At 68.2% G+C, this 22024-nt stretch carries 11 protein-coding genes; 5 read left to right on the plus strand and 6 right to left on the minus strand.

Annotation, left to right across the window (positions count from 1 at the left end; translation table 11 throughout):
- Positions 1–118: 118 nt before the first annotated feature.
- Positions 119–10081, minus strand: coding sequence for a hypothetical protein (locus UAJ10_RS16115; protein WP_322916245.1), 9963 nt, complete (start codon positions 10079–10081; stop codon positions 119–121).
- A gap of 563 nt (positions 10082–10644) precedes the next feature.
- On the opposite strand from UAJ10_RS16115, the gene UAJ10_RS16120 reads away from it, so the two are divergent.
- From UAJ10_RS16120 to UAJ10_RS16135, 4 genes are all read left to right on the plus strand, one after another.
- Entirely contained in the window at positions 10645–12642 is a 1998-nt protein-coding gene (locus UAJ10_RS16120) for a cache domain-containing protein (RefSeq protein WP_322916246.1), read from the plus strand.
- Positions 12643–12801: 159 nt separating this feature from the next.
- Positions 12802–13845 carry an N-acetyl-gamma-glutamyl-phosphate reductase gene (argC, locus tag UAJ10_RS16125; RefSeq protein ID WP_322916247.1) on the plus strand — a complete coding sequence of 348 codons (1044 nt, stop codon included), beginning with the start codon at positions 12802–12804 and terminating at the stop codon, positions 13843–13845.
- 91 nt (positions 13846–13936) lie between these two features.
- A complete protein-coding gene (locus UAJ10_RS16130) occupies positions 13937–14488 on the plus strand; it encodes a gamma carbonic anhydrase family protein (protein WP_322916248.1) in 552 nt (183 codons plus the stop codon).
- 160 nt (positions 14489–14648) lie between these two features.
- On the plus strand, positions 14649–14873 hold the full coding sequence (locus UAJ10_RS16135; protein ID WP_322916249.1) for a hypothetical protein: 225 nt from the start codon (positions 14649–14651) through the stop codon (positions 14871–14873).
- Positions 14874–14938: 65 nt separating this feature from the next.
- Here UAJ10_RS16135 and UAJ10_RS16140 read toward each other — a convergent pair whose 3' ends face one another.
- Positions 14939–15862 carry a LysR family transcriptional regulator gene (locus UAJ10_RS16140; protein WP_322916250.1) on the minus strand — a complete coding sequence of 308 codons (924 nt, stop codon included), beginning with the start codon at positions 15860–15862 and terminating at the stop codon, positions 14939–14941.
- Between the two features lie 267 nt (positions 15863–16129).
- Here UAJ10_RS16140 and UAJ10_RS16145 point away from each other — a divergent pair, with 267 nt between their 5' ends.
- Positions 16130–16948: an alpha/beta fold hydrolase gene (locus UAJ10_RS16145; protein ID WP_322916251.1), complete on the plus strand. Its 819-nt coding sequence runs from the start codon at positions 16130–16132 to the stop codon at positions 16946–16948.
- 262 nt (positions 16949–17210) lie between these two features.
- Here UAJ10_RS16145 and UAJ10_RS16150 read toward each other — a convergent pair whose 3' ends face one another.
- From UAJ10_RS16150 to UAJ10_RS16165, 4 genes are all read right to left on the minus strand, one after another.
- On the minus strand, positions 17211–17981 hold the full coding sequence (locus tag UAJ10_RS16150) for an Hpt domain-containing protein (RefSeq protein WP_322916252.1): 771 nt from the start codon (positions 17979–17981) through the stop codon (positions 17211–17213).
- A 153-nt stretch (positions 17982–18134) separates the two neighbouring features.
- A complete protein-coding gene (gene hemA, locus UAJ10_RS16155) occupies positions 18135–19352 on the minus strand; it encodes a 5-aminolevulinate synthase (RefSeq protein WP_145609167.1) in 1218 nt (405 codons plus the stop codon).
- A 369-nt stretch (positions 19353–19721) separates the two neighbouring features.
- Complete coding sequence (gene pdxR / locus UAJ10_RS16160; RefSeq protein WP_322916253.1) at positions 19722–21257, minus strand: MocR-like pyridoxine biosynthesis transcription factor PdxR; 1536 nt, start codon at positions 21255–21257, stop codon at positions 19722–19724.
- A gap of 254 nt (positions 21258–21511) precedes the next feature.
- Positions 21512–21778 (minus strand): hypothetical protein, encoded by a 267-nt coding sequence (locus UAJ10_RS16165; protein WP_322916254.1) that lies wholly within the window; start codon positions 21776–21778, stop codon positions 21512–21514.
- Positions 21779–22024: the final 246 nt, after the last annotated feature.

Here is a 22024-nt window from a genome sequence, read left to right on the forward strand (position 1 = left end):
AAGAGTGCAAGAGCGGCCGCCCCACCTCGGGGCGGCCGTTTCTTTTTGCGCGTCATTCTGGAAAGAGCATGTATCGGGCCGCTACCGGAACGATGCCCGTGCCGCCTAGGCTGAAGGCTTAGTTGGGGGTACTCAGGATGCTGTTCATCCAGGCGTTCACCTGGTCGCTGGAGAAGGCGGCGACCTGGGCGCCGGTGACGGCCAGGGCCAACCTCTGGCCCATGGTGGACAGCTGATCGGTGGTCAGCGCATGGGCCTGCGCGGTGGTCAGCGCCGCGACCTGGCTGGTGCTGAACTCCCGCACGTCATCGGTGGTCAGCGCGTGCACCTGACTGGTGGTCAGGGCTTGAAGCTGGGCGGTCGACAGCCGCTGCACCTGGTCGCTGGTCAGGGCCGACAGGTTGTCGGTGGTCAGCCCCGCCAGCTGGCTGGTGGCCAGCGCCGCCACCTGGGTGGTGGACAGCCGCTGCACCTGGTCCGTGGTCAGCCGATCCAGCTGCGCCGTGCTCAGCGCCCGGATCTGGGCCGTGGTCAGGGCGCGCAGGTCGGCGGAGGGCAGGGCGTTCAACTGGTCGCTGTTCAGCACCTGCACCTGGTCCGTGGTCAGCTTGGACACCTGGGTGCTGGTCAACGCCGCCACGCTGTCGCTGTTCAGCGCCAGCAGCTGGTCCGTCGTCAGGGCGGTGACCTGCGCGGTGGTCAGCACCCTCACGTCGGCCGTGGCCAGGGCGTTCAGCTGGGCCGTCGTCAGGGTCTGGACCTGCGTGGTGCTCAGGCCCGTCACCTGGGCCGTGGTCAGCGCCCCCAGCTGGTCGGTGGTCAGCGCGTTCAACTGGTCGCTGGTCAGTCCCGCCAGCTGACCGGTGGTGAAGGCCGCCAGGTTGGCCGTGCCGAGATTGGCCAGTTGGTCGGTGGTCAGCGCCCCGATCTGGGCGGAGGTCAGGCTGCGGATGTCCGCCGTGGGCAGGGCCACCAGCTGGTCGCTGGTCAGCACATGGATCTGCCCGGTGCCCAGCTGCGAAACCTGCGCGCTGGTCAGCGCCGCCACATGCAGGGTGTCCAGCGCCACCACCTGGTCCGTCGACAGGCTGTTCAGCTGCGCCGTCGATAGGGCCCGCACGTCGGCGGTGGTCAGCGCGTTCAGCTGAGCGGTGGTCAACGCTCCCACGTGGTCCGTGGTCAGCTGCGCCACCTGGGCGGTGGTCAGGGCCGCCACGCTGTCGCTGTTCAGCGCCGACAGCTGGGCCGTGCTCAGCACCGCGACCTGGGCCGTGGTCAGCGACCGCACGTCCAGCGTGTTGAGCGCGTTCAATTGATCGGTGGTCAGCACCCGCACCTGGTCGGTGGTCAGGCGGATCACCTGGGCGGTGGTCAGGGCCGCCACGGTGTCTGTGCTGAGGGTCGACACCTGGTCGGTGGTCAGCGCCGCCACCTGCTGGCTGTTCAGCGCCCGAACCTCGGTCGTGGTCAGCGCGTTCAGTTGGTCGCTGCCCAGCGCCCGCAGCTGGTCCGTGCTCAGGCCGGCCACCTGCTGTGTGGTCAGGCCCGGCAGCTGGTCGGTGGTCAGCACCTGGATTTCATCGGTGGTCAGCACCCCCAGCTGGGCGGTGCTGAGCGCCGCCAGGTTGGTGGTGCCCAGCGTCGATAGCTGTGCCGTGGTCAGGGCCGCCACCTGGGTCGTGGTCAGGGTGCGGATATCGATGGTGCCGAGGGCGTTCAGCTGGTCGCTGGTCAGGGCCCGCACCTGGTCGGTGCCGAGCTTGGACACCTGGGCGCTGGTCAGGGCGCCGACGTTGTCGGTGCTGAGGGCGGTCAGCTGTGCCGTGGTCAGGGCGGCGACCTGGGCCGTGCTCAGGGCGCGGATGTCGGCGGTGTTGAGCGCGTTCAACTGGTCGGTCGTCAGTGCCGCGACCTGGTCGGTGCCGAGCTTGGCCACCTGGGCGCTGGTCAGCGCGGCTGTGCTGCCGGTGTTCAGGCTGGACAGTTGGCTGGTGCTGAGCGCCTGCACCTGCGCGGTGGTCAGCGCCTGGATGTCGGCGGTGTTGAGCGCGTTCAGTTGGTCGGTGTTCAGCACCCGCACCTGATCGGTGCTCAGTTTCGCCGCTTGCTGGGTGGTCAGCGCCGCCACGGTGTCGCTGCCCAGGCTGGACAGCTGGCTGGTGCTGAGCGCCTGCACCTGCGCGGTGGTCAGCGCGCGCACGTTGGCGCTGCTGAGCGTGTTCAGCTGGTCGCTGGTCAGCGCCTGTACCTGCGTGGTGGTCAGCTTCGCGATCTGCAGCGTGCTGAGGGCCCCTGTTTGGTCCGTGGTCAGCGCCGCCACCTGGGCGCTGGCAAGCCCGCCCAGTTGGGTGGTGGTGAGCGCGGTGAAGTTGCCGGTGGTGAGTGCGGTCAGCTGGTTGGTGGTCAGCGTCGCCAACTGTGCTGAGGTGAATTCCCGCATGTCGGCGGTCGTCAGGGTGTTCAGCTGGTCGCTGGTCAGGGCCCGCAGTTGGCTGCTGGACAGCCGGGTGATCTGCGCGCTGCTGAGCGCCGACAGGTTGTCGGAGCCCAGGGCCGACAGCTGGGCGGTGGAGAGGGCCGCGACCTGGTCGGTGGTCAGCGCCCGCACGTCCAGGGTGGTCAGCGCGTTCAACTGGTCGCTGTTCAGGATTTGGATCTGGTCGGACGATAGCTTGGAAACCTGGGCGCTGCTGAGGGCCGCGACCGCAGCCGTGCCCAGGTGGGACAGCTGGTCGGTGGTCAGCGCCGCCAGCTGTCCCGTGGTCAGCGCCCGTACGTCGGCGCTACTCAGGCTATTCAGCTGGTCGCTGGTCAGCGCCTTGGTTTGCGCGGTGCTGAGCTTCGCCACCTGCAGCGTGCTGAGGACGCTGGTCTGGTCGGTGGTCAGCGCCGTTATCTGCGCGGTCGTCAGGCCCGCAAGCTGTGGGGTGGTCAGGGCCGCGAAGTTGCTGGTGCTGAGGTTGGACAGCTGGTTCGTGGTCAGCGCCGACAACTGGGCCGAGGTGAACTCGCCGATGTCGGCCGTGGTCAGGCCGTTCAGCTGGTCGCTGGTCAGCGCGCCCACCTGGTCGGTGCTGAGCTTATTGATCTGGGCGCTGGTCAGGGCCGACAGGGTGGCGGCCGTCAGGCTCGACAGCTGGTTGGTGCTGAGGACCGCCACCTGGGCGGAGGTGAGGGCGCGCACATCGGTGGAATCCAGGGCGTTCAGCTGGTCGCTGGTCAGCGCCCGCACCTGATCGGTGCCGAGCCTGCTGATCTGGGCGCTGGACAGCGCGGCCACGTTATTGCTGCCGAGGGTCGATACCTGGGTCGTCGTCAGGGCCGCCAGCTGCGCGGTGCCCAGCGCGCGGATGTCGGCGGTCGACAGCGCGCCCAACTGGTCGCTGTTCAACGCCTGCACCTGGCTGGTGCTGAGCTTGGACACCTGCAGGGTGTTAAGTGCCGCCACCTGGTCGGTGGTCAGCGCGGCCGCCTGGTCGGAGGTCAGCCCGCCCAACTGCAGGGTCGACAGGGCGGCGAAGTTGGTGGTGGTCAGCCCCGCCAGCTGGTCCGTGGTCAGCGCCGACAACTGCGTCGACGTGAACTCCCGCATGTCGGCGGTCGACAGGGTGTTCAACTGATCGCTGCCGATGGCGCGCAGCTGGGCGCTGGTCAGGCCCACGATCTGGTTGCTGGCCAGGGCGCCCAGATTGTCGGAGGTCAGGTTGGACAGCTGGTCGGTGGTGAAGGCCGACAACTGGGCGGAGGTGAATTCGCGGATGTCGGCGGTGGTCAGCGCGTCCAGCTGGTCGGTGGTCAGGGCCCGGACCTGGGCGCTGGACAGCTTGTTCACCTGGGCGCTGCCCAGCGCCGACAGGTTGGTGGAACTGAGGGTGGACAGCTGATCCGTCGTCAGCACCGCCACTTGGGCGGTGGACAGGGCGCGCACGTCGGCGGTGGACAGGGCGTTCAGCTGATCACTGTTCAGGGCCTGGACCTGGTCGGTGGAAAGCTTGCCCACCTGCAGGGTGCTGAGGGCGGCCACCGTGCCGCTGCCCAGCGTCGACACCTGGCTGGTGGTCAGCGCCAGCAGCTGCGCCGTGGTCAGCGCCCGGACATCGGTCGGCGTCAACGCGTTCAGCTGGTCGCTGTTCAGCGCCTGGATCTGGTCCGTGGAAAGCTTGGACACCTGCAACGTGGTCAGGCTGGCGACCTGGTCGGTGGTCAGTGCCGCCAACTGGGATGAGGTCAGGCCGCCCAATTCCGTGGTCGTCAGCGCGGATACCGCCGCCGTGCTGAGGCCGGCGATCTGCGTCGTCGTCAGGGCCTGCACCTGGGTGGAGGTGAACTCCCGCATGTCGGCGGAGGTCAGCGCGCCCAGCTGGTCGGTGGTCAGCGCGCGGATCTGGGCGCTGGTCAGGCCCACCACCTGGTTGCTGGCCAGGGCGGACAGGTTGTCGGAGCTGAGGTTGGACAGCTGGTCGGTGGTCAGGGCCGACAGCTGGGTGGAGGTGAACTCCCGTACGTCGGCGGTGGTCAGGGCGTTCAGCTGATCAGAGCCCAGCGCCTGGATTTGGCTGCTGGACAGCTTGTTGACCTGGGCGCTGCCGAGCGCCGACAGGGTGTCCGAACCCAGGGTGGACAGCTGTGCCGTCGTCAAGGCCGCCACCTGGGCGGAGGTCAGAGCCCGTACGTCGGCGGTCGACAGGGCGTTCAACTGGTCGCTGGTCAGCGCCTGCACCTGGTCGGTGGACAGGCGCGTCACCTGCAGGGTGCTGAGCGCCGCGACGGTGCCGGTGCCCAGGGTGATGATCTGGTCGGTCGTCAGTGCCGCCAGCTGACCGGAGGTGAAGGCGCGCACGTCGGCGCTGTTGAGCGCGCCCAGCTGGTCGCTGCTCAGCGCCCGCACCTGGGCGGTGGCCAGGTTCGCCACCTGCACCGTGGACAGCACCGCCACCTGGTCGCTGGTCACGGCCCCCAATTGCGCGGTGGTGAGGCCGGCCAACTGGGTGGTGCTGAGCGCCGCCACCACGCTGGTGGAAAGGCCCGCCAGCTGATCGGTGGTCAGCGTGCCCACCTGGGACGAGGTGAACTCGCGGATGTCGGCGGTCGACAGCGCGTTCAACTGATCGGTGGTCAGCGCCTGGACCTGGGTGCTGGTGAAGCCCGCCACCTGGTTGCTGGTCAGGGCGGACAGATTGGTGGAGCTGAGGTTGGACACCTGGTCGCTGGTCAGCGACCCCAGCTGGGCCGAGGTGAATTCCCGCAGGTCGGCCGTGGTCAGGGTGTTCAGCTGGTCGCTGGTCAGCGATTGCACCTGGGTGCTGGACAGCTTGCCCACCTGCGTGCTGCTGAGCGCCGACAGGTTGGTGGAACTCAAGGTCGACAGCTGGTCGGTGGTCAGCACCGCGATCTGCGTCGATGTCAGAGCGCGGATGTCGGCGGTGGACAGGGCGTTCAACTGGTCGCTGGTCAGGGCGCGGACCTGCGCCGTGGTCAGCTGCGCCACTTGGGCGGTCGTCAGCACGGCGGCGGCGGCGGTGCCCAGCGCGGCGAACTGGGCGGACGACAGCACCGCCAGCTGTGCGGTGTTCAGCGCGCGCACGTCGGCGGTGGAGAAGGCGCCCAACTGGTCGGTGGTCAGCGCCCGCACCTGGCTGGTGCTGAGGCCCGCCACCTGCTGGGTCGTCAGGCCCGCCACCTGGTCGGTGGTCAGCGTCACCAGCTGGTCAGTGCCGAGCCCCGCCAGTTGCTGGGTGGTCAGCGCCGACAGGTTGGCGGTGGCCAGGGCCGAGACCTGGTCCGTCGTCAGTTGCGCCACCTGGGTGGAGGAGAATTCGCGGATGTCGGCGGTGGACAGGGTGTTCAGCTGGTCGCTGGTCAGCGCCCTGATCTGGCTGCTGGACAAGCCGGTGGCCTGGGCGCTGCCCAGGGCCGACAGGTTGGTGGAGTTCAGCGCGGCGATCTGATCGGTGCCGAGCGCCCGCAGCTGCGCGCTGTTGAGCGTCCGCACGTCGGCGGTGGACAGGGCGTTCAGCTGGTCGCTGGTCAGCGCGCCCACCTGGGTGGTCGACAGCCTGGCCACCTGGGCGGTGGTCAGGGCGGCGGTGTTGTCGGTGCTGAGCGTCGACAGCTGGCCGGTGCTGAGGGCCACCACCTGGGCGGTGGTCAGGGCGCGGATGTCGGCCGTGTTCAGCGCGTTCAACTGGTCGCTGGTCAGCGCGTTCAGTATGCCGGCCGACAGGCTGGCCACCTGCGCGGTGCTGAGGGCGGCCATCGTGTCGCTGCTGAAGGACAACAGCTGGTCGCTGGTCAGCGCGCCCACCTGCGCCGTGGTCAGGATGCGCACATCGGCGCTGTTCAGCGCGTTCAGCTGGTCGCTGCTGAGCGCCCGGAACTGGGCCGTGCTGAGCTTGGACACCTGCAGGGTGGTGAGCGCGCCCACCTGGTCGGTGGTCAGCGACCCCACCTGGGCCGTGCCCAGGCCGGCCAGCTGCGTGGTCGACAGCGCCGCCACGGTGGCGGTGTTCAGGGTGGAGATCTGGTCGGTGGTCAGGGTCGCCAGCTGGGCCGAGCTGAATTCCCGGATGTCGGCGCTGCCCAGCGCGTTCAACTGGTCGCTGGTGAGCGAGCGCAGCTGGTCGCTGCCCAAGCCCGCCACCTGGCTGGTGCTGAGCGCCGCCAGATTATCCGACGCCAGGGCGGACACCTGGTCGGTCGTCAGCTGCCCGATCTGGGCCGAGCTGAATTCCCGGATGTCGGCGGTGGACAGGGCGTTCAACTGGTCGCTGGTCAATGACCGCAGCTGCGCGCTGGACAGGCCGATGACCTGGGTGCTGCTGAGCGCCGACAGGTTGGCGGTGCTGAGGGTCGACAGCTGGTCCGTCGTCAGGGCCGCCAGCTGCTGGGAACCCAGCGCCCGCACGTCGGCGGTCGACAACGCGCCCAGCTGGTCGCTGCCGAGCGCCCGCAGCTGGGTGCTGGTCAGGCGCGTGACCTGGGCCGTCGACAGGGCGCCCAGGGCGTCGGTGCCCAGGTTGGTGAGCTGAAGGGTGCTGAGCACCCCGACCTGGGCGGTGGACAGGGCGCGGATGTCGGCGGTGGACAGGGCGTTCAGCTGGTCGCTGCCCAGCGCCTGGACCTGGGCCGTGGTCAGGCCCGCCACCTGGCTGGTGGCCAGACCCGCCACCTGGTCGGTGGTCAGCGCCGTCACCTGGGCCGTGGTCAGGCCCAGCATTTGCGTGCTGGACAGGGCGGACAGGCTGGCCGTGGTCAGGCCCGACAGCTGGTCGGTGGTCAGCTGCCCGATCTGCGTGGAGGTGAATTCCCGCAGATCGGCGCTGTTCAGCGCGTTCAGCTGGTCGCTGCCCAGCGATTGCACCTGGGCGGCCGACAGGCGGTTGATCTGCGTGCTGCTGAGGGCGGATAGGGTGGCCGTACCGAGGGTGGACAGCTGGTCGGTGGTCAGCACCCCGATCTGGGCCGTGGTCAGGGCCCGGATGTCGGCGGTTGACAGGGCGTTCAGCTGGTCGCTGCCCAGCGCCCGGACCTGGCCGCTGGACAGGGCGGCCACCTGCGCGGTGCTGAGCGCCGCCAGGCTGTCGGTGTTCAGACCCGCCACCTGGTCGGTGGTCAGGGCCGCGGTCAGGGCGGTGCCCAGGACGCGCACGTCGCCGGTGCTGAGCGCGTTGATCTGGTCGCTGCTGAGCGCCTTCAACTGCAGGCTGGACAGGCCCGTCACCTGGTTGGTGGCCAGGGTCGCCACCTGGCTGGTGGTGAGCGCGCCGACCTGGTCGGCCGCCAGGCTGGCGATTTGGGCGGAGGTCAGGGCCGCCAGGTTGGCGGTGCTGAGGCCCGCCACCTGGTCGGTGGTCAGCGCCTTCACCTGGGTGGAGGTCAGCGCCCGGGCATCCGCCGTGTCGAAGGCGTTGATCTGGTCGCTGGACAGCGCCTTCAGCTGCGCGGTCGTTAGCCGCGAAACCTGGGCGCTGGTCAGCGCCGCCACGTTCAGGGTGGTGAGGTTGGACAGCTGGCTCGTGCTCAGCGCCGCCAGCTGCGCGGTGGTCAGCGCCGCTATGTCGGCGGTGGTGAATGCGTTCAGCTGGTCGCTGGTCAGGCCCCGCACCTGGGCGGTGCCGAAGCCTGCCACCTGCAGGGTGGTCAGGCCGGCCATCTGGTCGGTGGTCAGCGCCGACAGCTGGTCGGAGGTGAAACCGTTCAGCTGGGTTGTGGTGAAGCCCGAAATGGCGCTACCGCTCAACGCCGACAGCTGGTCCGTGGTCAGCGCCCGCAGCTGGCCGGAGGTCAGGGCGCGGACATCGGCGGAGGGCAGGGCGCCTAGCTGGTCCGTGGTCAGCACCTTGATCTGGGCCGAAGTCAGCTGCGCCACCTGGAGGGAGGTGAGCGCCGCCACGTTGGCCGTGGACAGATTGCCCACCTGGTCGGTCGTCAGGCCGGCGATCTGCGCCGTGGTCAGGGCGCGGATGTCGGCGGTGCCCAGGGCGTTCAACTGGTCGCTGCTGAGTCCCTTTACCTGGGCGGCTGCCAACTGCGTCACCTGGATGGTGGACAGAGCGGCCAGACTGTCCGTTTCCAGGTTGGCCAGCTGCACCGTGGTCAAGGCCGTCAACTGGCCGGAGGTCAGGGCCCGGATGTCCGCCGTGGACAGGGAATTCAGCTGGTCGGTGCTGAGCGCCCGGATCTGGGCCGAGCTCAGGCGCGAGATTTGGGACGAGTCCAGGGCGGCCAGGCCGTCCGCGCCCAGCGCGCGAATCTGCCCCGTGCTGAGGGCCGCCAGCTGAGCCGAGGAGAAGACCTGCACCTGGCTGGAACTGAGGGCGCCAACCTGCGCTGTCGTCAGCTGCGTCACCTGGGTGGCGCTCAGCGCCGCAACGCTGGCAGTGGCCAGGGCGCCAATCTGGTCGGTGGTCAGGGCGCCCACCTGCTGGGCGCTGAACAGGCGCACGTCGGCCGTGGCCAGGGCGTTCAGCTGATCGGTGCTGAGCGCCCGGACTTGCGCCGCCGACATCAACAAGGTCTGGTTGGTGATCAGGGCCGCCACGCCGGCGGTGCTGAGGCCGGTGATCTGGGCGGTGGACAACTGCTGGATCTGCGTCGCGGACAGTTCCCGCACGTCGGCGGTGGTCAGGCCGTTCAACTGGTCCGTGGTCAGGGCCTGGACCTGGGCCTGGCTCAGCCGGCCGACCTGGGCGCTGTTCAGCGCCGACAGGTTGGCGACGCTCAGGCCCGCCACCTGTTCCGTCGTCAGGTTGGCGATCTGCGCCGTGGTCAGGGCGCGGAAATCATCGGTGCTGAGCGCGTTCAGCTGGACGTTGTCCAGCACCCGCATCTGGGTCGCGGTCAGGCTGGCCAACTGCTGGGTGGTCAGGCCGGCCATCTGGCTGGTGGTGAAGACGTTGATCTGGGCCGCGGTCAGGCCCAGGATCTGGGCGCTGCTGAGGGCCGAGAGGTTGCGGGTGCTGAGCGCCACCACCTGGTCGGTGCTGAGTGCCGCCAACTGCGGGCCGGAGAACTCCCGCATGTCGGCGGTGGTCAGGGCGTTCAGCTGATCGGTGGTCAGCGCCCGGACCTGGGCGGTGGTCAGCAACGCCACCTGGCTGCTGCTTAACGCCGACAGGTTGGCCGTGCTGAGGCCTGAAATCTGGTCGGCCGTCAACCCGGACACCTGCGCCGTGCTGATGGCCTGGATCTGGCTGGTGGACAGGGCGTTCAGCTGGCCGGTGGTCAGGTAGCCTACCTGCGCCCGGCTGAAGTCGCGGATGGCGGCGGTGGACAGGCCCGCCAGCTGGCTGACGGTGATGGCCTCCACCTGGCTGGAGGTCAGGGCCTGCACCTGGTTGGACTTCAGCGCCTCAAGATCAGCGGGGCTGAAGGCGGCGATGTCCTCATCGCTGAACGCCTGAAGCTGCTGGGCGCTGAACACCATCTGGCTGGCCGTGAAGGCCGTGACCTGGGTGGAGGAAAGAACAGCGATCTGGGCGGTAGTAAGGGCGGCGACGTCCTGAGTGGTCAGGGCCTGAATAGCCGCTGTCGAATAAGCCGCGATCTGCGATGGCGGAACAGTACCGATAGACGAAACCATCACCCTCTCCGATCACATCTCTTTGAGATGCTTCACACTCGGCACCACCACGCCCCTTTTAGGCGCACCCACAGCCACGTGGGTCTTGAACCCCCCGCCGCGCCCCTTATGGAAACAGCGGAAGTACTGTCTATCCCGGGGCGGCCGCCCCGTTCTGGAGCCGCCGGCACCCAGGGGTGCGCGAGTATTGATCCGACGCCGACTTACCCAACCTGGATATACGAAGCCACTTTAATTTGGATAAAAGTTAACCTCAAGGCTAGTTTCGTAGACAACCCGGAAGAACAGGATGGGCCGCCACTTGGCTGTGCTGGCCAACCTGCCGCGCGGGCGGGCAATTCACGACAGGTTAATATGTCACGGCTTTTGAGACGCCGATGTAATACCCGGCCGTTGATTGCCGGTTGATTTCCGGGGGGTTGCGGCCCGCTCGGGCGGAACGCTTCCGAACGGTGGCTCAGCGAAAGCGTAACCGGCCGAAGGTTGAAGAACGGCGGCCCGTGGGATATTCCATCAAGAATAAGCATCGCATGGATGTACATCTATTGAGGGGGGTCTGATAGATGCGCTGGTTCAATGACCGGACGATCAATCAGCGGCTTTGGGTGCTGGTGGGGGTCGCCGTGCTGGCGGCGCTGGTCTACATCGGTCTCGGCGTGGCCCAGCAGCGCGCCCAGCTGTATGAGGATCGCCGCGACATGGCGCGGGACGCGGTGGGGGCCGCGCAGACCATCGTTGAAGCCTACATCCAGAAGGAAAAGCAGGGGGCCATGCCCAAGGCGGACGCCCAGGCGGCGGCGCTTGCGGCCCTGAAGGCGGTGCGGTTCGCGGGCGAATACGTCTTCGTGAACGACACCAAGGGGGTGCTGGTCATGCACCCGACCCAGCCGAATTTGGACGGCAAGGACATGACCGACTTCAAGGACCCCACCGGCACCTACATGTTCCGCGACTTCGTGGCGATGGCGACGGGGCCGCAGGGCCAGGGCTTCGTGCCCTACAAATGGCCCCGTCCCGGCCAGACGGAACCGGTGGACAAGCTGTCCTATGTCACGCTGGTGCCGGCCTGGGGCTGGGTCCTGGGCTCCGGCGTATACCTCGATGATGTGCAGGCGCAAGGCCGTGCGCTGGTGGTGGGCGGCGTGGTCGAGGCGGTCATCGCGCTGCTGCTGGTGGGCTCGTTGTCCTTCATCATCGCCCGCAGCCTGTCGCGCAGCCTGGGTGAGCTGACCGGCGACATGCGCCGGCTGGCCCGGGGCGATCTGACCTTCACCATCACCGGGACGGAGGCGCCCAACGAGCTGGGCGAGATGGCCCGCGCGCTGCAGGTGTTCCGCGACAACGCCCTGGCCAACCTCCGTCTGGAAGAAGAGCGGACGGCGGCGCGGGAGGCGCAGCAGCGCCGGCATGAGGCGCTGGAAGTCTTGGTCCGCGACTTCAAGGCCATGGTGGCGGGCAAGCTGCGCTCGGTCGCCGCCGCCGCGACGGAGCTGGAGGCGACCTCCGGCGGCCTGCGCGAACAGGCTGAGATCACCAGCGGCCTGGCGGTGACCGTGGCGACGGGCGCCACCGCCGCCAACCAGAACGCCCAGACGGTGGCCGCCGCCACCGAGGAGCTGACGGTGTCCAGCTCGGAAATCGGCCGCCAGGTGGAGTTCACCGCCGCCACCACCGCCCGCGCGGTGGAGGAGGCGCGCAAAGCCAGCACCGTGATGGCGGAGCTGTCGGACGTCGCGGCCGGCGTGCAGACGGTGGTGCAACTGATCAACGACATCGCCGGCCAGACCAACCTGCTGGCCCTGAACGCGACCATCGAGGCGGCCCGGGCGGGGGAGGCCGGCAAGGGTTTCGCCGTCGTGGCGCATGAGGTCAAGTCGCTGGCGGGCCAGACGGCCAAGGCGACGGAGGACATCGCCAACCGCGCCAGCGCGGTGCAGACGGCCGCGGCCGACGCCGTGTCCATCATCACCTACATCACCGATGTCATCGAGCAGATGGGCGGCAACTCCGCCACCATCGCCTCGGCCGTCACCGAGCAGGGGGCGGCCACCACCGAGATCAGCCGCAACGTGCAGGAGGCGGCGGCCCGCACGGCGGAGGTGGCGGGCAATATGAACACGGTGGAGGAAAGCGCTCAGTTCACGCTCAGCGCCTCCAGCCAGCTGCACGCCGCGGCGGGTGAACTGTCCAGCCAGGCCGAGCAGCTGCAGATGGAGGTGGAGGAGTTCCTGGGCGCCATGGAGCGGGCGGGCGACCGCCGGCAGTTCGAGCGTGTCCCGGCGGACCTGCCCATCACCGTGCAATGCATGGCCACGGGCAAGCCGGGTCCGATCTACCCGGGCCGCACCATCGACTTGTCCGCCGCCGGCCTGGCGGCCCGCATCGGCCAGATGGCCAACAAGCCGGGCGACGACCTGCTGGTGGGGGGCCTGGGCGACCACGCCATTCCCGGCCGTGTCGCCAGCATCGAGGACGGGGTGGTCCGCGTTCAGTTCCGCATGAACGAGGAAAGCATGACCATGATGCAGCAGGCCCTGAAGAAGGCCGGCGTGACGTTTTGACGACGCTTTGACGGCAGGGGGCGGACAATAACGCATGGCTGAGGGGACGAGGTGTCCTTGGCCATGCGTCCCCCTTGGTTGCAGTATCGGGCGCGATTGACTATGTGGCCTTGAAGCCCGTCACTGCCCCCTTTACCCGTCCTCAGGAGAACGCATCCCATGTCCACCGCCCTGCGCGTCGCCATCCTCGGTGCCTCCGGCTATACCGGCGCCGAACTGGTCCGCCTGCTGGTCCGTCATCCCGACGTCCGCCTGGTGGCCCTGACGGCGGAGCGACAGGCCGGCAAGCCCCTGGGCGAGGTCTTCCCGCACCTGGGTGGGTATGAATTGCCGGACCTGGTGAAGATCGACCAGGTGGATTGGGATGGCGTCGATTTCGTCTTCTGCGCCCTGCCGCACGGCACCACGCAGGACGTCATCGCCAGCCTCCCGCCGCGCCTGAAGGTGGTGGACCTGTCCGCCGACTTCCGCCTGCACGATGTCGAGACCTACGCCACCTGGTACGGCCATGCCCACAAGGCGCCGGACCTGCAGGCGGAGGCGGTCTACGGCCTGGTAGAGGCCAACCGCGCGGCCGTGAAGGCCGCTCGCCTGGTGGCCAACCCCGGCTGCTACCCGACGGCGTCGCAGTTGCCGTTGCTGCCGTTGCTGCGCCAAGGCCTGATCCTGGCGGAGGACATCATCATCGATGCCAAGTCGGGCGTGTCCGGCGCCGGCCGGGACGCCAAGCAGGCCAACCTGTATGGCGAGGTGGCGGAAGGTGTCCACGCCTACGGCGTCGCCGGGCACCGCCACGCGCCGGAGATCGAGCAGGGCGTCAGCGAGGCCGCCGGCAAGCCGGTGGTGCTGAACTTCACGCCCCACCTGATGCCCATGAGCCGCGGCATCCATTCCAGCATCTATGTGAAGCTGGCGCCGGGCAAGACGGCCGATGACCTGCGCGCCGCCCTGGTGGACGCCTACAAGGGCGAGACCTTCGTGCGCGTGCTGCCCGCCGGCGTGGCGCCGCAGACCCGCCATGTGAAGGGCAGCAACCACTGCCTGATCGGTGTCTTCCCCGACCGCGTGCCCGGCCGCGCCATCCTGCTGTCGGTCATCGACAATCTGGTGAAGGGCGCCTCGGGCCAGGCCATCCAGAACATGAATCTGATGATGGGCTATCCCGAGGATCGCGGCCTGGAACAGGCGCCCCTATTCCCCTAACAGGTTCCCGTTACCGGGAAACCGCCTTATGTATGAAGGGCCCGGGTGTCAAGCGCCCGGGCCCTTTTCTATTCCGCGTGCGGAGACGACCATGACCAATGTCAGCGAGGCCCTCACGACCGTGCGGCCCACGGTGCTGCCCTACAAGGGCGTGCTGCCCCGCATCCACGCCAGCGCCTTCCTGGCCAATGCGATCGTCATCGGCGATGTTGAGATCGGGGAGGAGTCCAGCCTCTGGTACAACGTTGTCGTGCGCGGCGACGTGAACCAGATCCGCATCGGCCGGCGCACCAACATCCAGGACGGCACCACCGTCCACTGCACGCACGAGCGTTTCACCACGGTCATCGGCGACAATGTGACGATCGGGCACATGGCGCTGCTGCACGGCTGCGTCATCGAGGATGGCGCCTTCATCGGCATGAAGGCCTGCGTCATGGATGGCGCGGTGGTGGAAAGCGGCGCCATGGTGGCCGCCGGCGCCCTGGTGACCCCGGGCAAGCGGGTCAAGGCGGGGGAGCTGTGGGGCGGTAGCCCGGCGCGGCTGTTGCGTCCCCTGACGGAGCAGGATAAGGCCACGCTGCCCTTGACCGCGCCGCACTACGTCCGTCTCTCCCGGCAGTACCTCGACGAGATAGGGTGAGCCGGGACGGGTTGCCGGATCGGCTGATTTGAGTCATGGTCAGGCGGGTCGCGCGTTGCATAATGGGAGGCGCGTTGATCTTTCGCGTGGGGACGCGGCATCGATAAGCCGTTTGGGCGTCCCCCGCGCATCACCTACGTGACCTGGTGGAGGGCTCTCCATGACCAAGCCGTCACTGCGAAACCATCGTTCCAAACGCCGTTTCCGTGCCGCCGCCGCCCGGCAGGGGCGCCTGCTGGCCAAGCTGCGGCATCCACCCCGACTGTCGGCCCTGGAGGCGAGCGAACAGGCATTCCGCGCCGCCGGCGCGCTGGCCCTGGCGGAGGCCGTGTTCGGCGACCGTGGCAGGGCGCTGGCCTGGCTGCGCGCCGCCGACGCTCCATGAACGGCGCCTGACAAGCCAGCCCTGTTGGGAGGCCGCCCCGCCGGATGGCCGACCGGGGCGTCAACTCATGGCGCCTCGGCATAGCGGATGATGCTCTGGTTCTGGACGCTGTCGATCAGCTCATCCGTACGGGCCAGAAGCTGCCGTAGCAGGCGCGAGGGATTGGCCTGGTTGTATCCCAGGGTCAGGTCGACGGACGGGGGCACACCATCCAGCGCCCTGGCCACGACGTTCGGCGTCAGAATGTTTTGCGCATACAGCGGCACCAGCGTGACGCCACCCGTGGACGCGACCAGCGACATCGCCGACGGAATGTTCTCGCCCTCGTACTTCGGCTTGAGCGTGATCCCGACCGTCGCGGCGTAGTCATGGATCACCGACTGCAGGACCGGCGAGGTCCTGGCCGAGCTGACATAGGTTTCGCCGGCAAGCTCCTGCGGCTGAATCTTCTTGCGGGATGCCAGGCGATGGCCCGCCGGCAGCACGGCGATCACAGGCTCCTTCGCCAGCAATTTGAAGGATAGGCCCACGCTGTGGACCTCGGGGCGGAGGAAGGCGACGTCCAGCCTGCCGCGCATCAGGGCGAGGGCGAGGTCCGGGGACGAGAGGCTGCTCAGGGTGATTTCAACGTCGGGCGCTTCCTCGCGGATGATGCGCAGCAGGTGGGGAAGCCACGTGACCTCTAGCCCCACCATGAACCCGATGGTGAGCACGGGCCTTTCCGGCTGCGCCATCCGGCGGGCGGCGTCGGTCGCCGCCTCGACCTGCAGAAGCGCCAGCCGCGCATGATCAAGGAAAACGCGCCCTGCGGGGGTCAGTGTCACGCCGCGCGCCTGCCGCTCCAGCAGCGTCACGCCGACTTCCGCTTCCAGGTCGCGAATTTGCCGGCTCAGCGACGGCTGCGAGGTGTTCAGCCGCCGCTGGGCGGCGGTCAGCAGGCCGCCTTCCTCCGCAACGGCCACGAAATACCGGAGATGCCGCAGTTCCATCGAATCTCTCGCTATGCTTTTGAGGCATAGCTTGAACGTACAAGGTCTTTGTCGCCGGCAGAAGGGCCATTTACGCTCGCCCCAAAATCAGAACCAGCACCGTGATTGAGAGGGGGAGGGAAAGAGGGCGGCGACGTCCAAACGCGCCATCGTGTTCCGTCCCGGCATCTGGGCCGGTGGTCCGTTTTATTACGGCGTTCGCGATTGGCTCTAGGTGATTGCTCGAATCTTCAAGGGAACGTTTAACAACGCACAGGGAGAAACTCGATGCCTACCATTACCACCACTGATGGCGTAAGCATCTTTTACAAGGATTGGGGCTCAGGCCAGCCGATCGTTTTCAGCCACGGCTGGCCGCTGACGGCGGACGACTGGGACGCCCAGATGACCTTCTTCCTTCGCCAGGGCTACCGGGTGATCGCCCACGACCGGCGCGGCCACGGCCGGTCCGATCAGCCGAGCGCCGGCAACGACATGGACCACTGGGTTGCCGACCTCGCGGCCCTGACCGAGCACCTCGACCTGCGCGACGCGATCCATATCGGGCATTCCACAGGGGGCGGTGAGGTGGCGCGCTATGTCGCCCGCCACCCGGAGCGCGTCGCGAAGGCGGTCCTGGTCGCTTCCCTGACGCCGAACATGTATCGAAGCGAGGACAACCCGTCCGGTCAGCCGCCGGAATGGTTCGAAGCGATCCGCGCGGGCGTGCTGGGTAACCGGTCGCAATTCTACCGCTTCGTCCCCGAGAACCCGTTCTACGGTTACAACCTCGACGGCGCGGAGCCTTCGGAGGCGGTCATCGCCAACTGGTGGCGCCAGGGCATGGCGGGCGGCGCCCTGGCCCACTACGCGACTGTTGAAAGCTGGCTGGAAGATTATACCGAGGACCTCAAGAAGATCACCGTGCCGGTGCTGGTGATGCATGGCGAGGCCGATCAAGTCGTCCCCTTCGCAAGCTCAGTGCCGCGTGCGGTCAATCTGCTCAAGAACGGGTCGCTGAAGACCTACCCGGGCTATCCCCACGGCATGCTGACCACCCACGCGGATGTCCTCAACCCCGATCTGCTCTCGTTCATCAGGTCGTGATGGCATCAGGTCTTGACGGCATCGGCCGCGCTTCCAAAGGGCTGAGGGCGCTTGCCGACTGCCCGGGCGGATGAAATATGACCGGCTACAGAGCAGATCGCGTAAAGGCGGACTCGCCTTGGAGCGTGAATCTGCTCGCGGACAAACTCAGCTATAGCCGGCTGTGGTTCCGATTTGACGCAGCCGGCTATAGCCGGTGTGGAGAGGCCATTGGCGACAAGGCCTCTTCCACCGCGCGGCCCGACTTGGGGAAGGACTTGCCTCAGCCCAGGTTGAAATGGGTGATGGCGGCGGCGATGTCGTCGCCGAAGCTGGGGCCCAGCCGCACGGTCGCCACCTCGCCGGGCACGCCCTTCAGGCTGGCGGCGTCCAGGCTGGTCAGCAGGGCCATGGGCACGTCCTCGGTCAGCGAGATGGCCTTCAGCGCGCGGATCAGGTCCACCCCGCCCAGGCCATCCATGACGGCGGAGGCGATGATCATGTCCGGCGGCACGCGCACGGCCACGGCCAGCGCCTCGATGGGATCGGCCAGGGTGTTGACCTTGAAGCCGCAGGCCGCCAGTTCCGCCGCCACACGGCGGGCCACGATCTTGTTGGGGCTCACCAGCATGATGTCGACGTCGTGGACTTCCACGTCGGCGATGTCGAATTCGTAGCGCGAGGGCAGGGCACGGATGACGGCGTTGGTGGCCGCCAGGTCCGGCGTGTCGTCGCGGTCCGCGGCCTCGGCGATGCGGTCGGCGAACGTGTGCAGGTCGACGATCTGGCTTTCCGTCAGGTCCTTCAGGCCCGTCAGGTAGGCCTCCAGACGCTGGGCGATCAGGCTGACCAGCGGGAAGCCGAAGGACGTGCCGGAACCGCGCAGGCTGTGGGCGTCGCGCCGGATGGCCAGCAGGCCGTCGGCGGTGGGAATACGCCCCAGTGATACAGCCTTCAGCGTCTCATACAGCGCGCCCAGGCGATCATGAACGTCGTCGCGGAACTCGACCTTGAGCTGTTCAACAAGATCGTCGAAATCGGTCTGCTCAACCATGGCGCCCCTCAAACATATCCCGTGGATTTAGCCCACGGGCGCGCCGGAGCGCAAGACGCGGACCGTCGCGGCGCTCCAGTGCATTGGTATCGGTTGATGATGCTTCAATGAAAAAGGCCGCCCGGGTGGGCGGCCTTTCATCAGGTGGGCGGTTCAGGCCGCTTTGCGCAGTTCCAGTCGGCTCCACACGTCCAGCAAGGCATCCACCAGACGGGCCATGTGATGGTCGTCGTGGAAGGGCGTGGGCGTGATGCGCAGCCGCTCCGTGCCCCGGGGCACGGTGGGATAGTTGATGGGCTGGACATAGATGTCGTGCTTGGTCAGCAGATCGTCGCTGGCCTGCTTGCACAGGCGCGGATCACCCACTAGCACCGGCACGATGTGGCTGACCGACGGCATGACCGGCAGCCCGGCTTCCGTCAGCAGGCGCTTCAGCGTGGCCGCCCGTTCCTGATGCAGCACGCGCAGCTCGTCATGCTCCTTCAGGTAGCGGACGGAGGCGGCGGCGCCGGCGGCGATGACGGGGGCGATGGAGGTGGTGAAGATGAAGCTGGAGGCGAAGCTGCGCACGCAGTCGACCAGGGCGGCCGAACCGGTGATGTAGCCGCCCATCAGGCCGAAGGCCTTGCCCAGCGTGCCCTCGATGACGGTCAGCCGGTCCAGCACGCCGTCACGCTCGGCCACGCCGGCGCCACGGGCGCCATACATGCCCACGGCGTGGACCTCATCCAGGTAGGTCATGGCGCCGTGCTTGTCCGCCACGTCGCAGATCTCGGCGATGGGGGCGATGTCGCCGTCCATGGAATAGACGCTCTCGAACGCCACCAGCTTGGGGCGGTCGGCCGGGTAGCGGCTCAGCAGCTGGTCCAGATGCTCGGGATCGTTGTGGCGGAAGATGTGCTTCTCAGCACCGCTGTGGCGGATGCCCTCGATCATCGAGGCGTGGTTCAGCGCGTCGGAGAAGACGACGCAGTTGGGCAGCAGCTTGGGCAGCGTCGACAGCGACGCCTCGTTGGAGATGTAGCCCGAGGTGAACAGCAGGGCCGCTTCCTTGCGGTGCAGGTCCGCCAGCTCACGCTCCAGCAGCACGTGGTAATGGTTGGTGCCGGAGATGTTGCGGGTGCCGCCGGCGCCGGCGCCGGACTTGGCCAGCGCCTCGCGCATGGCCGCGAGCACCACCGGGTTCTGGCCCTGGCCCAGATAGTCGTTGCTGCACCACACGGTGACGTCGCGCGGTGGCTCATCCGGGGAAGGGTAGTAGGAGGCGATCGGAAACTCACCCACGCGGCGTTCCAGATCGGCGAACACGCGATAGCGGCCCTCGCGGCGAAGGCCATCGATCTGGGAGCGGAAAAAGGCTTCGTAATCCATCTGTCCGATGGCTCCTTCGTGGAGCGGTCCTCTAGAGCTAGAAGACCGGCGGCAAGCTACCGGTCGACACGACAACCATTACCGACCATGCGCTCGCTGTCCTCATAGTGGGCAGCGAAATCGCCGCTGGCAAGTGCCGGCAGACCGCGACCGAGCAGATGAACCATGCCAGTGGACCGGGGCCATCAGCTTTGATGTTGATCAATTCGGCGGGCAAATGGACCTTAACCCCGAAATCCCAGGGTGAAAAGCCCGGATGCGCTGGACAAATTGCCCAAGCGATCCGTCTTTGGTCGGACACCGCCCCCGTGAGCGGGCGCAACGATATTTTCCATGGACCGGGATGATGGGGACCGGGATGATGGGCAATCAATAGGCGCAGGCCGTGCCGCTGGCATGCGCCTCCAGCGTCTCGGCCAGGCGCTGCGCCGCCTTCAGGATCAGGGGCGGGGGGAAGGCAGCGTAGCCCAGCACCAGGCCTTGGGTACCGCCCCGGCCGGCGTGGAAGCTGCTGAGCGGCGTCACGTCGATGGACCGGGCACGCGCCGCCTGGCGCAGGGCCATGTCGGGTGCCAGGTTGGCGGACATGCCCGGCGCCGTCTTCAGTGTCAGGCCGTCGGCCAGCTTGGCCGCCATCTGCAGCCCGGCCGCCGCCGGCGTCAGGGTCAACGCGCCGGCCCACAGGCGGCGGGCGGCATCGATCAGCGTCTCCCGCCGTTCCTGATAGGTCAGGCGGGCCCGGCGCAGGTGGGAGGCGAGGTGTCCCTCGTCGATGAACTCCGCCAAGGCGCTCTGCTCCACCACGGGGGCGTGCAGCTCGAACAGGGCGCGCATCTCCAGCGCCCGGTCCAGCAGATGGTCCGGGACCACCAGGTAGGCGATGCGCAGGCCGGGATAAAGGATGCGCTCGAACCCGCCGACATGCAGGACACGGCCGTTCCGCTGGGTTGTCCGGTCCGCTTGGCGCTCCCAGGCGCGGTCCAGGCTCATGAGCGTGGCGGGCGGGCGCGTCTCGAAGGTGAAGCCGCCGTCGCCGTCATCCTCGATGACATGGGCGTCGGCGCGCGCGGCCCAGTCCAGCAGGGCTTGGCGGCGTTCCAGGCTCATGACCGTGCCCAGCGGCATCTGGCAGTTGGCGGTGACCACGGCCAGCCGGGCGTCGGGCGACAGGGCCACGCCCTTGGCGGGATCCAGCCCGTCGGCATCGGCCGGAACGGGCACCGGCGTCATGCCCAGGCGGCGCACCAGCGCCTGCGTCAAGGGGCAGCCGGGATCCTCCGTCCACACCCGGTCGCCCGGGCTGGCGGCCAGGCCCACGGCCAGGTCCAGGGCGGCGGCGCGGCCGGGCAGGATCAGAATCTGGTCGGGATGGCAGCGCAGGCCGCGGCTGGCCTCCAGGAAGCTGGCCAGTGCCACGCGCAGCGGCCGCCAGCCGGGGGCGCTGTCCCGCTCCAGCGCGCGGGCCGACAGGCTGCGCCAGGACCGGCTGAGCACCCGCCGCCAAGCCTCGATGTCCAACTGGTCGCCGGCGGCGATGCCGGGGCGGAAAGGCAGGGTGGGCGACGGCAGGGCCGTTTCCGCCGGCGCCGGGCATTGGGGGCGCGGCGACGGGGCCCGAACCTCGGCCGGGGCGTAATCGGGGGGCAGGTTCTCCACCACGAAGGTGCCGGAGCCCACGCGGGATTCCAGGTAGCCTTCGGCCGTCAGGCGCTCGATGGCAGCGACGGCGGTGTTGCGCGACAATCCCATGTCGCGGGCCAGGGTGCGGGTGGAGGGCAGGCGCTCGCCGGGTGCCACCACGCCGGTGGCGATGGCATGGCGCAGGCGTTCGAACAGGCGCTGTTGCAGGGAGCCGCCTTCACCGCCGTCCGTCAGCGTGAGCAGGGGCCCGCGTCGGCTTTTCATGGGGGGCGTCTCCGAGAGGGCGGCGGGGGAAACTGTTGGCCAGGGGAAACTGTTGGTCGGAGGAAACCGGCGGACGGCGCTACGCGCTCGCCGTCCGCCGGGTGCGATCGGGGATGGCCACACGACCATCAGGCCATCCCGTTTCGAACCGGCGGCGGGGAAGGGGCGCCACCACCACCGGTCTCGCATCGGTGCGGAGGGGCCGCCGGGCGACCCCGTGCCCCCGCCTTGGGGGCTCCGCGAAAGGGGATGGGTTAGCGGTCCAGGACCTTGCCGCTGGCGGCGTCGACGCGGAAGGACTTCAAGGGGATGCCCTCGGCGGTGACGACGGGGACATTGTAGTACTCATCCTTGCGGGTGGCGCTGCCGACACGCAGGTTGGCCTTGTCGTGGGCCTGCAGATAAGCTTGGACGGCCTTGCGGGCGTCAGAGCTGCTGACCATGGCGTCGTCGGCGAAGGCCGGGGCGGCGGCGCCCACCAGCAGGGCGGTGGCGGTCATCAGGGCGGCGAAGCGGTTCATGGTGGTTCTCCTCAGGGGTGGGTTGGCTTGAGCGGGCCGCCGGGGTGGGGTTTGGCGAAGTTCGGCTTCCCCGGGGCCTCAGGCTTTCCTGTTTTCGTTGACGGTCCCATCTGACCATGGCCCTGTTTCGCCGAGATTTCCGCCGGGCCGGTCGAATGAAACAGTGCGTAACCGGCCTTGTGGGCATTTACAGTGTCGTTACAACATCCCCGTCGGACGCGGCGGGGATTGCCGGTACAGTTGTCC

Source organism: Nitrospirillum guaranorum, from assembly GCF_034653275.1.
In the GTDB taxonomy this organism is placed as follows: Bacteria; Pseudomonadota; Alphaproteobacteria; order Azospirillales; family Azospirillaceae; genus Nitrospirillum.

Coding starts and splice junctions, on each gene's coding strand:
- UAJ10_RS16115 (WP_322916245.1), bottom strand. CDS start 10,081: ATGGTTTCGTCTATCGGTACTGTTCCGCCATCGCAGATCGCGGCTTAT.
- UAJ10_RS16120 (WP_322916246.1), top strand. CDS start 10,645: ATGCGCTGGTTCAATGACCGGACGATCAATCAGCGGCTTTGGGTGCTG.
- argC (WP_322916247.1), top strand. CDS start 12,802: ATGTCCACCGCCCTGCGCGTCGCCATCCTCGGTGCCTCCGGCTATACC.
- UAJ10_RS16130 (WP_322916248.1), top strand. CDS start 13,937: ATGACCAATGTCAGCGAGGCCCTCACGACCGTGCGGCCCACGGTGCTG.
- UAJ10_RS16135 (WP_322916249.1), top strand. CDS start 14,649: ATGACCAAGCCGTCACTGCGAAACCATCGTTCCAAACGCCGTTTCCGT.
- UAJ10_RS16140 (WP_322916250.1), bottom strand. CDS start 15,862: ATGGAACTGCGGCATCTCCGGTATTTCGTGGCCGTTGCGGAGGAAGGC.
- UAJ10_RS16145 (WP_322916251.1), top strand. CDS start 16,130: ATGCCTACCATTACCACCACTGATGGCGTAAGCATCTTTTACAAGGAT.
- UAJ10_RS16150 (WP_322916252.1), bottom strand. CDS start 17,981: ATGGTTGAGCAGACCGATTTCGACGATCTTGTTGAACAGCTCAAGGTC.
- hemA (WP_145609167.1), bottom strand. CDS start 19,352: ATGGATTACGAAGCCTTTTTCCGCTCCCAGATCGATGGCCTTCGCCGC.
- pdxR (WP_322916253.1), bottom strand. CDS start 21,257: ATGAAAAGCCGACGCGGGCCCCTGCTCACGCTGACGGACGGCGGTGAA.
- UAJ10_RS16165 (WP_322916254.1), bottom strand. CDS start 21,778: ATGAACCGCTTCGCCGCCCTGATGACCGCCACCGCCCTGCTGGTGGGC.